Here is a 14,012-nt window from a genome sequence, read left to right as displayed (position 1 = left end):
CGCTCCAGACTCTACCGCTCCAGGCTCTACCGCTCCGGGTTGCCGTAGACGGACGGGGGAGCTCCGAGCTCGATGGGAGGATTCAGGGGCGGCAGCGGGCTCCGGGGCGGCGGCGCGGGCGTCCCGTCGTCCGGCTGCTGGCGCTGTTCCGACTGAAGCCGCTCCGCATCCCGGCGCGCTTTCTCGGCTTCCGCCTGAGCCTGGGCCTGACGAGCCGCCTCCTCGGCCGCGGCCTTGGCCCGCTGACGCTCCGCCTCCTGCTGGGCCTGGATCTGGCGCTCGCGCTCGGCAGCGGCCCGCTCGAAGGCCTCGATCTTTTCGAGCTCCCGCTTGAGGACGATGGCGGCAAGCCCGTTGCGGAACGGACCCGCATCCACCTCGCGCACGGGATTGGCGAGCGGGCCGCGCCAGTTCAGGCCGATGGAGGGCGGTGCGCCGGTCCAGGTGGCGGGCGATGCTTTCGCGACGAGCGAGCCCCGCGCATCGAGTCCAAGGGTATTGAGATCGAACGTCACCGCGCCCTGCCAGGTGGACGGCCCGCCATCGACGACGAAGGGCGACAGCCGCAGCGATCCGCCGACGAGCGCCGCCGAAGTGGTGACCGTTTGCGTCGCGAGCGGGGAGCGGCCCAGTTCGCCATCGATGATGCCCTCCGCCTTCCCTTCGGCGAGAGGCTCGTTCTCGGCCAAGGCGCGCTTGAGCGCACGTTCGAACACGGCGGGATCGGCCGATGGAACACGGAGTTTCGCGATCTTCCAGTCGCCGGCCCCGCCGAGCGCCGAAACCAGCTGCGACATGCTCGCGCCCGCCGTGCCGAACTTCAGAGTGCCCGACAGGATCGCCTCGATGGGCGTCGTTCCGCCCAAGGCCCACAGCGGCACGCTGTCGAGGGCGCCCTCGCCCACGACGGTCGCCGTCGCTCCCTGGCGGGTGATGGTCGTCGTGCCTGTCAGTCGCCCCGTGCCGAGGCTGGAATCGAGATTGCGGATCGAGATGCCGTCCGGCTGCGCCGCGACGGTGAAGCCCGCGCGGGTCGCCTGAATGCCGCGCCCGAGGTCGAGGGCTCCGACCCGGAAGAGCACCTGTCCGCCACTCACGAGCCGTCCGCTCTGGCCGAACGTGGCGTTGGACCAGATGGCGGTGGCATTCGGGTCGCCCGGCACGTTCAGCGCAAGCGCCGCCGTCAGCCACGGGAGGGACAGTTTGTCGAGCGAGACTTCGCCGTCGATGTCCGAACGGGAACGAACGTTGAGGCCGGCCTGCACGGCATTGCCCGCGACCTGGCCCGAGACATCGAGATGGCTCGCATCGCGGACCCGTCCCAGCGTGACCCGTGCCTTGACCGGCACGGGCGGCTTCACGCCTGCGCCATCGCCCAGGAGCAGCAGGAAGGGAGTCACGTCCGCCGTGGCGAATTCCGCCTCGCCGCTGTCCACGACATCGTCGCCCTCGCTCAGGGCGAAAGGCCGCGAGGTCGTGATCTGCGCTCCTGCGACGTCGCCCGCCACGGTGACGTTGAACCGGCCGGACCCGACCCGGGCGCCGCGCAGCTCGATCCTGGACGGACGGTCGAGCCCCGCCAGGTTGGCGCGGTTCACCCAGCGGCCGGTATTCTCGGTCGCCAGAGCCAGGTTCAAGCTCTCGGTGCGCCCGTCGACCGCGTCAACGCTGCCCTCGATGGAGCCTCCCGCGGCCGTGCCCTTCATGGTCGTGCGCAGGCGCAGCTCCGTGGAGCCTGGAGGCGGAGCCACCCGCTCGGCTCCCACCTGCACGTTGAGCGCGCCCTCGCGCACGAAATGCGGCACGAGCTTCGACACGCCGCCGATCCACACGCTGCCGATCAGATCGATCAGGGGTGCCGCGCGTTGTGCCGTGACCTTGCCGCTGATGCTGCCGGAACCGTCGGGCGCGATGCGCCCGCTCACACGGGCATTGGCTCCGGCGAGATCCACGATGTCGAGGTTCTCGACGAGCAGCGCCTTGCCGTCGGAGAGAATGCGCGCCGCGATGCGGCCGGTCGCGGAACTCTTGCCCGCGCTGACGCCGCGGGCATCGAGAATGAACCCGACATCCAGGTTCTGGGTGGCCTCGAACACGCTGGAGACCTGCGGCAGCTGATCGAGGTTGAGGTTCTGAATGGCGACCTGTGCTTCGAGCCGGCCGCGTTCGTCGGGTTCGGGAAGCGTGTAGCGCAGGTTGCCGGTGGTGACCGCGTCGCCGACCTTCAGCCGCATCCGGCTCAGAGACAGAACCGGGTTGCTGAAGACGACGTCGGAGGAAACCTCGACGGGTCGCCCGTCGAGCATGTCCAGGAACGGCGAGCGGATCTTGATGCGATCGAGATAGCGCGCCAGGCGGTCCGAGGCGTTCGACGCGAGGGCCACCTTGCCCTCGATTCCGCCCGGGGCCGTCAGGCCGAGCTGACCTTCCATGGCGACGCGGGTTTCGCCCGGAGCATTGAACTCGACGAGGTCGAGGCGCGCCCGCCCGCGCTCCAGCGACAGGCGGAGCTTGGCGTTGGTCAGATCCTCCTGTCCCAAGCCGATGCTGTCGATCTTGAGATCGAGATCGATCGGCAGGGCGATGGGCGGCAACGACCATTGCTTGAGCCGGGTGGCGAAATCCTGGCCGTTGGAGGAGAGGATGAAGCTGTCGGCATCGAGCCGCCGCCCCTCGAGCTTGAGCGCGATGCGGGGATCGGTGATGCCGATGCTGCCCGTTCCCGTCATGCGTAGGCTCGCGCCGCCCTCGCCGGCTTCCACCGCGACGGTCTCCAGCGCCACGGCGCCGTTCGCGGTCTTGAAATCCGTTTCGACGGCAATGGGAATGGGAATTCCGGCGGCCGCGACCTGCGCCGGGGGTCCGAACAGGACCTTGGCCTTGCCGGCAACGTCCGGGATGCTGTTTCCAGACGAAATGTCGTCCAGGGCGACCCGGGCATCGATGTCGAAGCGCGGGTAGATGTCGCCCCCGCCCGCGAGCTTGACCCGAACGCTCTTGTCCTCGGCGAGTTCGCCCGTCACCAGCCGGAAAGGCACCCCGGCCGTCGTGCCCTCGACCCGCCAGGGGCCGATGAGCTTCTGGCCCTCGATATGGACGTTCTCGGCGAAGGCCTGGTTCGTATGCCCCGTCGCCGCGGCCTGGGTGGTGACCAGGAGCTGGCCGATGTTGAGGCTCTCGATGGCCCATTCGCGGCTGCGGCCGCTGCCCGACACCAGATCGGCGGGCAGGCGCCAGTCGCCCTTCCCCGAGACGGGGACGCGGATATCGGCCCGGCCGACCCGGGTTTCCGTGAACCGCACCTCGCCCTTGAGGAGCGGAGTCAGGGCGATTTCGGCCAGGACGTCGTCGGCGGTCAGGATCGGGGAATCCGCCGTCTTGCCGCCGAGCCGCAAGCGGTCGAGAACGATTCTCGGAGAGGGCAGCAGGCGAATGGAAATGGCCCCCTCGGTCCGCGCCTCCATGCCCGACGCGCGCGAGATCATCCCGTCGACGGTGTCACGGTAGTCCTTCCAGTCGATGAAAGGAGGGGCAGCGACGGCAACCGCGAGGATCAGGATCACGATGGCTGCGATGATCGTCAGGATATCGCGCAAGAGGGTTCTGGTCTCCGTTTCACTCTAGCTCTCTAGCCCATCGATCGGGCGATCGGGAGCGCACCAGGCGCTCCTTCCACCTCAAAGTGCAACGATCTTACCCGGGTTCATGATGTTGTGCGGGTCCAGGGCCCGTTTCAAGACGCGCATGAGGTCGAGTGCGGCTTCTCCATGCTCAATTTCCAGATACTTCATCTTTTTCTGGCCCACGCCATGCTCTCCGGTGCAGGTCCCCTCCATGGCGACGGCCCGCTTCACCAGGCGATCCACGAAGGCTTCGCAGGCCGCGACCTCCGCAGGATCGTCCATGTTCACCAGCGGCTGAACGTGGAAATTGCCGTCGCCCACATGGCCGACGATGGGAGCGATCATGCCGCTTTCCAGGATGTCGCGCTTGGTGGCGTCCACGCATTCGGCCAGGCGGGAGATCGGCACGCACACGTCCGTGGCCACCGATTGCGCCCCGGGCCGCAGGCCCCGCGCCGCCCAATAGGCGTCGTGCCGGGCCTGCCAGAGGCGCGAGCGCTCCTCGGGCTTCGTGGCCCATTCGAAGGGCTGATCCGTGAATTCGGCCGCGATCTCGCCGAACCGCTCGGCCTGCTCCCGGACACCGGCATCGGTGCCGTGGAACTCCAGCAGCAGCAGGGGGCTCTCCGGCAGGGAGAGTTTCGCATGCAGATTGACGGCCCTGACCTGCACCTCGTCGAGAAGCTCGATGCGGGCGACCGGGATCCCCGACTGGATCGTCATGATCACCGCGTCACAGGCGGCTTTCACCGACGGGAAGGGACAGATGCCGGCCGAGATGGCTTCCGGAATGCCGTTGAGCTTGAGGGTGATCTCGGTGACGACGCCGAGCGTGCCCTCGGAGCCGATCATGAGACGGGTGAGGTCGTAGCCTGCCGAGCTTTTGCGGGCGCGGCTCGCGGTCTTCACGATCTCGCCGTTCGGCAGCACGACCGTGAGGGCAAGCACCGCATCCTTCATCGTGCCGTAGCGGACAGCGTTGGTCCCGGACGCGCGGGTGGCGACCATGCCGCCGATGGAGGCATCGGCGCCCGGGTCGATGGGGAAGAACAGGCCCTTGTCGCGCAGGAACTCGTTCAGGGCCTTGCGGGTCACGCCCGCCTCGACCACGCAGTCGAGATCCTCCTCATGGACGGCGATGATGCGCTTCATGAGGCTCAAGTCGATGCAGACGCCGCCATCCGGCGCATTGATGTGGCCTTCGAGCGAGGTGCCCGTCCCGAAGGGAATGACCGGGACTCCTGCCGCCGCGCAGAGCTTCACGATGTCGGACACGTCCTGCGTGGTCTGTGCATAGACCACGATGTCCGGCGGCTGGTTCTTCACCCAGGTCAGCGTATGCCCGTGCTGCTCCCGCACGGCGGCGGAGGTGACGACCCGGTCGCCGAAGCGGCTGGCAAGATCGGCCGCGAGGGAGGCGACGGCGGCCTCCGAAGGTCTGGGGCGGCTGGGTGAAAGGGACGCGTTCATGGTGGTTCTGTCGGTTCCGATTGCAATGCTCGTTATCCATACCTAACAAAACCTTCCCCAACGCAATACTCTAGAAGGCAAATGGGCCAAAAAGCCCATGCATGACCTGGAGATACGTGCTAACATTCCCATTCTTGTCGAGGGCGATGCTCGTGACTTACGCGGAAACAATGAGCTGACCATGGAGAAGAAGACGCCCGTGTTCTTCTTCGCACCCTTCGTTTCGTCCGCGATGCGGGTCGAGCCTGCCTGGGTCGATTATAACGGCCACCTGAACATGGCCTATTACCATGTGCTGTTCGACCGGGCCGTCGACGAAGCCTTCGGGATGGTGGGCCTGGGCCGGGATTATGTGGAGGAACGCAACGCGTCCTTCTTCGCTGCCGAGACCCATACGCTCTACAGGCGCGAACTGAAGGCCCGCGACCGGGTTCGCGTCACCCTCCAGCTCATCGACCATGACGAGAAGCGGATCCACTTCTACCTGGAAATCCGCCATGCGGAAGAAGGCTGGGTCGCAGCCACGACGGAGGGATTGTCTCTCCACGTGGACATGGATACCCGCAAGGTCTCACCCTTTCCGGACGATATCGCGGCCAATCTCGCCGTGATGAAGGCGGCTCATGCGCGGCTTGCCAGACCGCAGACCCTCGGGCGGATCATCGGCATTCCGGCGCGGCCCGAGCGGCACGAGGCCATGCTCGCGTCCCGAACGCGACACTAGAGAGCATCGGACGCGGGAAGTGGGAACCGGTTTTGCGTGAAAAGATGCTCAAGAATAGGAACTGGCAGCATCGGATGCGGGTTCGAATTCACGTCCGACGCTCTAGACGCTCCCCATCGGCAGCCCCGGGCCGGCCCGGCATCCGGCCCGATCAAGCCAGTTTCAGCCGCCCCGGCTCCGATCTCCGGCGGAGCCACTCGGTCATGGGCCGCTCATACCAGCGGAAGATCATGAGGGATGCCAGGACCGCGCCCGCGAGGACCAGCGCAACATAGCCCCATGGGCCGATCACGGCGCCGAGGCCCGTCCGGAGCACGACCTCCCGGCCGGCCCGGATGACGAAGGGATGGACGAGGTAGAGCGCATAGGATGCGTCCCCTAAAGCATTCCCCATGCGAACGAGCCATGTCTCCGGCCTGACGCGGTCCGCGCCGAGCGCCGCGGCGGCGACGAAGAGGGCCGCCGGGACGCCATAGGCGACCGGTCTGGGCATGGACAGGTTCGCTCCGGCCAGGAGCAGGCCCAGCCCCCCGATCGCGAACGCGGCGCGTACGCCGCGCGGAAGAACGAGCCCTTGGGACTTGAGATGCGCGAGCGCCACGCCGAAGGCGAATTCCAGGATGATCGGCCCGGTCCAGAAATCCAGGGGCTGCGGGAGCGAGACCACGCTGCCGACCACCGTTGCGGCGAGCAGGACGCCGATCAGCATCCCGATCGACGTCCGCTTCGGCCATGCGAGGGTCAGGGCGAAGAGGACGTAGAAATACATCTCGTAGTTGAGCGTCCAGCCCAGGGAATAGAGCGGCTGCACCGCTCCGTCGGGGCGACCTAAGGGGATGAACAGATAGGACGCCAGGATGAAGCCGGGCTCGAGGATTTCGCTGTTGAGGACGCCGGGCAGGACGAGGGCGACGGCAAGGTAGAGGCTCGTGACGGTCCAGTAGAGGGGAACGACGCGCCCCAGGCGACGCATGAGGAAAACCCTGCCGGCACCGGGAGAGCCGAACAGCGTCTGCGACGAATAGACGATGATGAAGCCGGAAATGACGAAGAAGACATCGACTCCGGCGGCCCAGGGAATCCGATCGAGCGGCTGAAACGGCCCGCCGAGCCTTGCCGCGATCGCACCCGCATCGAATTGAGCATGGTGGATTGCGATCGCCAGAGCCGCGCAGGCCCTGAGAATCTGGATGTAAAGCAGCTTCGACATTCCGCGAGCCCGCCCCCATGCACCTCAACGTCGTGCTTAACCATGGGAACTTGCCCTGACAAGGCGGCGAGCAAGCGACAGGGCGCGCCGGCCGGGCGGGAAGGCCCGGCGCGCAACAGGGCATCGATTCAGAAAACGCCCCTCACCCGGGACGACTTCGCACGAGCGAACCGTGCGGAAAGGTGGACCCCGTTTTTCGCAAGATGCGCTACAAGATGCGCTAGTAGCAACGGACCGCGCCGGGAGGGCACGCGCCGGGCGGCCTGGAGAACAGCCGGTCCCGGTCGAGGTTCTGCCTGAGAAGGTTGTGCTCGACCTGATTCTGCTGCTGCAGGCTTTTCAGGCGCTGGTCTTCCTGAATGTTGCGGTTGATATCCTCGACCTGCCGTTCGTTGACGCTCTTGCGCGGCAACCGCGCCGTCTGCGCCTCTGCGGCCATGGGCATGACGATACCGAGACAGAGGACAGCCGTGACGAAGAAACGCATGGGAACATTCCTTTAAAAGCACTCGATCCTTATATGGCGATGGGAGCCTCGTCCGGCAACGGCGCGGGCTCTCGCCCGCCCGCGCGCCGAGAGGCATTTCCGGGCTCGACGCCGTTCGCCTTTTGATCCATGGTCGCCCCGATGAATCAGCCTGACAACAGCCCCGATCCTCACGACGGCCCGGCCCCGGACGATTTGGCCCCGGACTCCCTGGCGCACCAGCCCTCCTCCGGCTCCCTGAGCGCGCGTGCCCGCGCGGCGGTCGCGCCTCAGCTGGCCTATCTGAACGGCCTGAACCCCGAGCAGCGCGCCGCCGTGGAGGCCACCGAAGGCCCCGTCCTCGTGCTGGCCGGCGCCGGCACGGGAAAGACGCGGGTGCTCACGACCCGCATCGCCCATCTGATCGCCACCGGCAAAGCCTGGCCGTCGCAGATCCTCGCGGTCACCTTCACCAACAAGGCGGCCCGGGAGATGCGGGAGCGCATCGGCCGCGCCATCGGGGACGTGGCCGAGGGCATGCAATGGCTCGGCACCTTCCACTCCATCGGCACCCGGATCCTGCGCCGTCACGCGGAACTCGTCGGCCTGCGGTCCGACTTCACCATTCTCGGCACCGACGATCAGCTGCGCCTGATGAAGCAGGTGATCGAGGCGGAAGGGATCGACGAGAAGCGCTGGCCCGCGCGCCAGCTCGCCGGCCTCATCGACAGCTGGAAGAATCGCGGCCTCGGCCCCGATCAGGTCGCGGCCGGGGAAGCGGGCGCTTTCGCCAACGGCAAGGGCGGACGGCTTTACCGCGCCTATCAGGAGCGCCTGAAGGTCCTCAACGCCGTCGATTTCGGCGACCTTCTGCTCGAATGCCTGCGCCTCTGGCGCGAGCATCCGGATGTCCTGGAACAGTACCAGGAGCGTTTCCGCTACATGCTGGTGGACGAGTACCAGGACACCAACGTCGCGCAGTATCTCTGGCTGCGCCTGCTCGCTCAGAAGCGCAAGAACCTTTGCTGTGTCGGCGACGACGACCAGTCGATCTACGGCTGGCGCGGCGCGGAGGTCGACAACATCCTGCGCTTCGATCACGACTTTCCGGGCGCCACGGTCATCCGCCTCGAGCGCAACTACCGTTCCACCGGCCACATCCTCTCGGCAGCTTCCGTCCTGATCGCCAAGAATCAGGGACGCCTCGGCAAGACCCTGCGCACGGAGGACGAGCTCGGCGAGAAGGTGACGATCACCGGCGCATGGGACTCGGAGGACGAGGCGCGCCTCATCGGCGAGGAAATCGAGGCGCTGCACGCCAAGAAGCATCCGCTCTCGGAAATCGCGATTCTCGTGCGCATCTCGGCGCAGATGCGCGAGATCGAAGATCGTCTCGTGCAGCCCGGCGTCCCCTATCGGGTCATCGGCGGCCCACGATTCTATGAGCGCGCGGAAATCCGCGACGCGCTGGCTTACCTGCGGGTCGTGAACCAGCCCGCCGACGACCTGGCCTTCGAGCGCATCGTCAACGTGCCGAAGCGCGGCCTGGGCGATGCGACGATCCAGGTGCTCCACAACCATGCGCGCGCCGCGCGCGTGCCCCTGACGGAGGCGGCCCGCTTCATCGTCGAGACCGACGAGCTGAAGCCGAAGCCGCGCGCGACGCTGCGCGACCTTCTCATCTCGTTCTCGCGCTGGTCGAAACTGTCCGAGACCATGTCCCAGTCGGACGTGGCCCAGACGGTGCTGGAGGAATCCGGCTACACCGATATGTGGCAGAAGGAGAAATCCGCCGATGCCGCAGGTCGCCTCGAAAACCTCAAGGAGCTCGTGCGCTCCATGGAGGAGTTCCCGGATCTCCAGAGCTTCCTGGAGCATGTCTCCCTCGTGATGGAGGCGAACGAGAGCGATACCACCGAGCGCGTGAGCCTGATGACGCTCCACGCCGCCAAGGGCCTCGAATTCGATACCGTGTTCCTGCCCGGATGGGAGGAAGGCCTCTTCCCCAGTCAGCGCGCCCTCGACGAGAGCGGCCGCGCGGGCTTGGAGGAGGAGCGGCGCCTGGCCCATGTGGGCCTCACCCGCGCGAAGCGTCACGCGAAGATCTACTTCGCGTCCAACCGGCGCATTCACGGTCTGTGGAACTCCACGGTGCCGAGCCGCTTCGTCGACGACCTGCCGGAGGCGGATGTGGAGATCGTGGAGGCGCCCGCGAACTTCTCCTATGGCGGCGGATACGGCGGATCGCGCTTCGACCGGGCGCAGCCGTTCGGCGGCTCCTCCTATCAGACGCCCGGCTGGCAGCGGGCCCAGGCCCACCGCGCGAGCACCACGGATGGCGGCTACTCCGCCCGCCGCTCGGGCGAGCGCCGCGGCCCGATGATGATCGAGGGCGAGCTCGTCGCAAAATCCACCGGGACCTCGGGCTTTTCCGTCGGCGGACGTGTTCTGCACTCGAAATTCGGCCCCGGCACCATCGAGGCTGTGGACGGCAACAAGCTCACCGTCGAATTCGACAAGGCCGGGCGCAAGATGGTGCTCGACAGCTTCGTCGAGGCCATGGGTTAGAGCATTTTTCGGCGAAGTGGATCCGGTTCGTCGTCAAAAATTGCGGCAACTCTCGTGTCTGGTGCAGGCGCCATCGTCATGGCCGCACTCGTTGCGGCCATCCACGTCTTGAGAACGCCGGTAGCGCAAGTGACGCCTCCGTCCCCGAATGGGAGTCCGTCCTCCAACGAGAGCGATTTGCGGCTGCTCCTGATCTTCGGCGCGGCCCCCCTTACTTTAGGCTAGTTCCGATCCGCATTTAACCTCTAGCTTCGAGCTGGTAACTATGGAACCATCCCGCCCCGAAATGGTCGAGAGAGGCTCTCATGTTCCCCTTGTCCCACATGCTGAGATCCTTCGTGCGCACGGGCACGCTGAAGGTCATCGACGCGGACGGCAACGTGCATGTCTTCGGCGGAACGAAGCCGGGCCTCAACGTCACCATGCGGCTCACGGACCGTTCGCTCTATCACAAGCTCTTCCTCAATCCGGAGCTGCATGCAGGCGAGGCCTATATGGACGGCCGCATGAGCTTCGAGGAAGGCTCCACATTGCGGGACTTCCTGAATCTCTTCTCCCAGAACCGCTCGACCCTGGCCAATTATCCCCTTCAGAACGCGCTCAAGCGCATCTCCCGCGCCGTGAAACGGTTTCAGCAAGCCAACCCCGTCGGCAAGGCGCAGCAGAACGTCGCGCACCATTACGACCTCGGAAACGACTTCTACAAGCTCTTCCTCGACAAGGGCATGCAGTATTCCTGCGCCTATTTCATCAACGACGACGATACCCTCGAAGAGGCGCAGCAGAACAAGCTGCGCCTGATCGCGTCGAAACTGCAATTGAAGCCCGGTCTCAGGATCCTCGATATCGGCAGCGGATGGGGTGATCTGGCGCTCTATCTCGCGGCGATGGAGGACGTGGACGTGACCGGCGTGACGCTCTCGAAGGAGCAGTACGAGCTCTCCAACGAGAAGGCGCGGCGCGCGGGCCTGTCGCATCGCGTGCGCTTCGAGCTTCTCGACTACCGCAACATCGACAGGCGTTTCGACCGCATCGTGTCGGTCGGCATGTTCGAGCATGTGGGCGTGCATCATTACGGCGAGTTTTTCGCCAAGATCAACGCGCTGCTCGACGATGACGGCCTGATGGTGCTGCACTCCATCGGCAAGATGAGCCCGCCGGGAACCGCAAGCCCGTGGCTGCGGAAATACATCTTCCCCGGCGCGTATTCTCCGGCCCTGTCGGAGGTCTTTCCCGTCGTGGAGCAGAACAGCCTGTGGGTGACCGATCTCGAGTTCCTGCGCCTGCATTACGCGAAAACCCTCAATCACTGGCACAGGCGTTTCGAAGCCAACCGCGAGACGATCGCCGCCATGTATGACGAGCGCTTCTGCCGGATGTTCGAATTCTATCTCATCAGCGCCGAGACGATGTTCACCACGGGCAGCCAGCTCGTCTTCCATATGCAGCTCGCCCGGAAACGCGATGCCGCCCCCATCGTGCGCGACTACGTCACCGACACGCAGCGCGCGTACATGGCAAAGGAAAACGAGCGCCTCAAGGTTCTCGACGCCGCCAGGGAGCTGACGCCGATCTGATCGTCCCTGATCGCCGCCTTCGGCAAGGACGGTCCATCAGGTCAGCGTCTCGTAATCCTTGTTCCTCAGACCGTCATGGGAGTGGCGCGTGGGCAGCGTGTTCTTCGGCTGCGTCTTGAAGTGGGAGGACGCCTTTGTTCCCACGGGGCCCTTGGAGATCGTGATGCCGCCATCGACCGCGTAGAGCGCGCCGGTGACGAAACTCGCCTCGTCCGAGGCGAGGAAGCAGAACACGTTGGCCACTTCCTCCGGGGTCCCGCGCCGCCCCATGGGGGTCGCCTGCGTGATCATGGCGGCCAATTCCGAATCCATCGGGCCCGTCGACTTGTGCGTCCAGGCCGTATCGATCGGCCCGGGGCAGACGCAGTTCGCGCGGACGCCATACGGCACCTGCTCCGCCGCGACACCGCGAATGAAGGAATGGATGAAGGCCTTCGTGCCCCCATAGGGCGTGTTCTTCGGATGTCCCAGCGTGCCGGCCTCGGAGCCCGTGGCGAGGATGTTGCCGTGGGTCTCCTGAAGATGAGGCAAGGCGTACTTCGTCATCAGGAAGACCGAGCGCACGTTGGACCGGAAGGTCTCGTCGAACTTGTCGATGGGATAATCCTGCGTCTCCGCGACCGCCAGGAACACGCCCGCATTGTTGACGAGCACGTCGATGCGTCCATAGGCGCTCACGCAGGCCTCGACGGCAGCTTGAGCGTGATGCTCCTCGGCGATATCGCCAAGATAGATCTCCGCGAAGCCCCCCACCCCGTTGATGAGCCTTGCCACGTCCTCCACCGGATCGTCGGGCAGGCCGACGAGGAGAAGGCGCGCGCCTTCGCGGGCGAATTTGAGCGCGATGGCCTCGCCGATCCCGGTGCCGGCACCGGTGATGATAGCGACCTTATCGAAAAGACGTCCGGACATGGGGACTCTCCTGGGGGCTCTCTTGCGGGCGCACCCGCCCTTGCAAACGGATGAGGAATTGGGCGCTTGCAAAACGGGCATGACTCCGGGCGGTTCCGGCTCATGTGCGCCTCATGGTCGCTTGAGGCGTGACACGGGCGGTGCTAGAGCAGCCCCATGCTTGAAGGTCTCCACCCCAATCGCCCCACCCATGTCTTCCGGATCACGACGGACGGGCGCTCCGCGCGCGCCATGACGGATCTGATCGGAGAGATTTTCGATCCGGCCGAAACGGCCGTCGCTTCCTTCGAGACGACGGAGGACGGCCCCTGGCTGCTCGAGGCCTATTTCGCCCATGAGCCCAACGAGGCCGCCATTCGCGACCTCGTCCGCCCCATCGTCGGAGCCGAGGCGGACAAGGGCGTGTTCCTGCCCCTGGAGCAGAAGGACTGGGTGAAGAACTCCCTCGAAGGCCTGAAGCCCGTACGGGCCGGGCGCCTCCTGGTTCACGGCTCACATGACCGCGAGCAGCGCCGCAGCAACGACATCGCCATCGAGATCGAGGCGGGTCTTGCCTTCGGCACCGGCCATCACGGCACGACGCTGGGATGTCTGAGGGCTTTCGCGGACGAGTTGAAGATCCGCACGCCCCGCCACGTCCTGGATGTGGGAACCGGGACGGGCATCCTGGCCTTTGCGGCCGCCAAGGTTCTCAAGCGCCCCGTGATCGCGGGCGATATCGATCCGGAAGCGGTGCGGGTCGCGAAGGAGAATGCGCGGCTCAACGGCATCGGGCCGTGGATGAAGCTCTATGTGGGCCCCGGCACGCGCAACGTGGAAGCCGACCGGCCGGGCCATTTCGATCTGGTCTTCGCCAATATCCTGGCAAAGCCCCTGCGCGTGCTGGCGCCCTCGCTGGCCCGCGTGGCGAGCGGCGACGGAGCGCTGATCCTGTCAGGGCTTCTTGGCCACGACGTTCCGGGCGTGCTGTCGGCCTATGCCCATCAGGGCTGGTATCTTCAGCGCCGCTACGATCTCGAAGGCTGGGCAGCCCTCGTGCTGAAGCGGGGCAGCGCACGTCCGCAACCCCGCCATTGATCCGTAAGGCTTACTCGGCGAGGGCGCCAGGGTAGCGCCGTGCCAGTTCGCGGCGGAGGCTGATGGTGTCGGCGACGATCTCGCGGATGGCTTTCATGGCGGCGGCGATCAACATGGCTTGTTCCTTCTCTCTTCAGTCGAATTCTTGTCTCAGATCTTGAACGGCAGATCATTGCTCTGCATCAAGAAGTCGGCGGTGTGTGTCTGCCTGCGGGCGAGATCCGCCATCAGAGCTTCGTGACGGCGCAACTGGCGCGCGGCATCCCGGGCGCGGCTTTCGGCAAGGGCGCCGACGACGTTCCGGACGACCCATGAAAACGTGGACGGGGTCTGAACCCGACCGGCATGGACGGGCGGGAAAGCGGCTGTGTTCATGGGCTCGTCT

General features: G+C 65.9%; 10 protein-coding genes. 4 read left to right on the top strand and 6 right to left on the bottom strand.

The features are described from left to right. Nucleotides 1-26 precede the first annotated feature (26 nt). Both RE429_RS07365 and RE429_RS07360 read right to left on the bottom strand, forming a co-directional pair. Complete coding sequence (locus RE429_RS07365; protein ID WP_414473665.1) at nt 27-3,596, bottom strand: AsmA family protein; 3,570 nt, start codon at nt 3,594-3,596, stop codon at nt 27-29. 81 nt (nt 3,597-3,677) lie between these two features. Continuing rightward, the gene (locus RE429_RS07360) at nt 3,678-5,093 is read right to left on the bottom strand and encodes an FAD-binding oxidoreductase (RefSeq protein ID WP_414473664.1); all 1,416 of its coding nucleotides are present in this window, start codon (nt 5,091-5,093) and stop codon (nt 3,678-3,680) included. A 181-nt stretch (nt 5,094-5,274) separates the two neighbouring features. Here RE429_RS07360 and RE429_RS07355 point away from each other — a divergent pair, with 181 nt between their 5' ends. Next, on the top strand, nt 5,275-5,817 hold the full coding sequence (locus RE429_RS07355; protein ID WP_414473663.1) for a thioesterase family protein: 543 nt from the start codon (nt 5,275-5,277) through the stop codon (nt 5,815-5,817). A 151-nt stretch (nt 5,818-5,968) separates the two neighbouring features. Here the strand turns inward: RE429_RS07355 and RE429_RS07350 are convergent, their stop codons facing one another. Together RE429_RS07350 and RE429_RS07345 are read right to left on the bottom strand one after the other, a co-directional pair. Beyond that, nucleotides 5,969-7,027, bottom strand: coding sequence for an acyltransferase family protein (locus tag RE429_RS07350; RefSeq protein WP_414473662.1), 1,059 nt, complete (start codon nt 7,025-7,027; stop codon nt 5,969-5,971). 220 nt (nt 7,028-7,247) lie between these two features. Next, complete coding sequence (locus RE429_RS07345; protein WP_414473661.1) at nt 7,248-7,514, bottom strand: hypothetical protein; 267 nt, start codon at nt 7,512-7,514, stop codon at nt 7,248-7,250. 141 nt (nt 7,515-7,655) lie between these two features. On the opposite strand from RE429_RS07345, the gene RE429_RS07340 reads away from it, so the two are divergent. Further along, nucleotides 7,656-10,061 (top strand): ATP-dependent helicase, encoded by a 2,406-nt coding sequence (locus RE429_RS07340; RefSeq protein WP_414473660.1) that lies wholly within the window; start codon nt 7,656-7,658, stop codon nt 10,059-10,061. A gap of 305 nt (nt 10,062-10,366) precedes the next feature. Next, the gene (locus tag RE429_RS07335) at nt 10,367-11,638 is read left to right on the top strand and encodes a class I SAM-dependent methyltransferase (RefSeq protein WP_414473659.1); all 1,272 of its coding nucleotides are present in this window, start codon (nt 10,367-10,369) and stop codon (nt 11,636-11,638) included. A gap of 36 nt (nt 11,639-11,674) precedes the next feature. Here the strand turns inward: RE429_RS07335 and RE429_RS07330 are convergent, their stop codons facing one another. Then, the gene (locus RE429_RS07330; RefSeq protein WP_414473658.1) at nt 11,675-12,550 is read right to left on the bottom strand and encodes an SDR family NAD(P)-dependent oxidoreductase; all 876 of its coding nucleotides are present in this window, start codon (nt 12,548-12,550) and stop codon (nt 11,675-11,677) included. A 156-nt stretch (nt 12,551-12,706) separates the two neighbouring features. Between RE429_RS07330 and RE429_RS07325 the strand changes: the two genes are divergently transcribed. Then, nucleotides 12,707-13,627, top strand: coding sequence for a 50S ribosomal protein L11 methyltransferase (locus RE429_RS07325; protein WP_414473657.1), 921 nt, complete (start codon nt 12,707-12,709; stop codon nt 13,625-13,627). 150 nt (nt 13,628-13,777) lie between these two features. On the opposite strand, the gene RE429_RS07320 is transcribed toward RE429_RS07325, so the two are convergent. Beyond that, nucleotides 13,778-14,002 (bottom strand): hypothetical protein, encoded by a 225-nt coding sequence (locus RE429_RS07320; RefSeq protein ID WP_414473656.1) that lies wholly within the window; start codon nt 14,000-14,002, stop codon nt 13,778-13,780. Between the last annotated feature and the right edge of the window lie 10 nt (nt 14,003-14,012).

It is taken from the genome of Microvirga sp. M2 (genome assembly GCF_047497095.1).
GTDB lineage: Bacteria > Pseudomonadota > Alphaproteobacteria > Rhizobiales > Beijerinckiaceae > Microvirga.
Note: the sequence above shows the minus strand (reverse complement) of the source record. Positions and strands in the feature narration are given on the sequence as shown.

Excerpts from the sequence above, each read along its gene's own strand:
- RE429_RS07360 (WP_414473664.1), bottom strand. The coding sequence starts at position 5,093 with ATGAACGCGTCCCTTTCACCCAGCCGCCCCAGACCTTCGGAGGCCGCC.
- RE429_RS07355 (WP_414473663.1), top strand. The coding sequence starts at position 5,275 with ATGGAGAAGAAGACGCCCGTGTTCTTCTTCGCACCCTTCGTTTCGTCC.
- RE429_RS07350 (WP_414473662.1), bottom strand. The coding sequence starts at position 7,027 with ATGTCGAAGCTGCTTTACATCCAGATTCTCAGGGCCTGCGCGGCTCTG.
- RE429_RS07345 (WP_414473661.1), bottom strand. The coding sequence starts at position 7,514 with ATGCGTTTCTTCGTCACGGCTGTCCTCTGTCTCGGTATCGTCATGCCC.
- RE429_RS07340 (WP_414473660.1), top strand. The coding sequence starts at position 7,656 with ATGAATCAGCCTGACAACAGCCCCGATCCTCACGACGGCCCGGCCCCG.
- RE429_RS07335 (WP_414473659.1), top strand. The coding sequence starts at position 10,367 with ATGTTCCCCTTGTCCCACATGCTGAGATCCTTCGTGCGCACGGGCACG.
- RE429_RS07330 (WP_414473658.1), bottom strand. The coding sequence starts at position 12,550 with ATGTCCGGACGTCTTTTCGATAAGGTCGCTATCATCACCGGTGCCGGC.
- RE429_RS07325 (WP_414473657.1), top strand. The coding sequence starts at position 12,707 with ATGCTTGAAGGTCTCCACCCCAATCGCCCCACCCATGTCTTCCGGATC.
- RE429_RS07320 (WP_414473656.1), bottom strand. The coding sequence starts at position 14,002 with ATGAACACAGCCGCTTTCCCGCCCGTCCATGCCGGTCGGGTTCAGACC.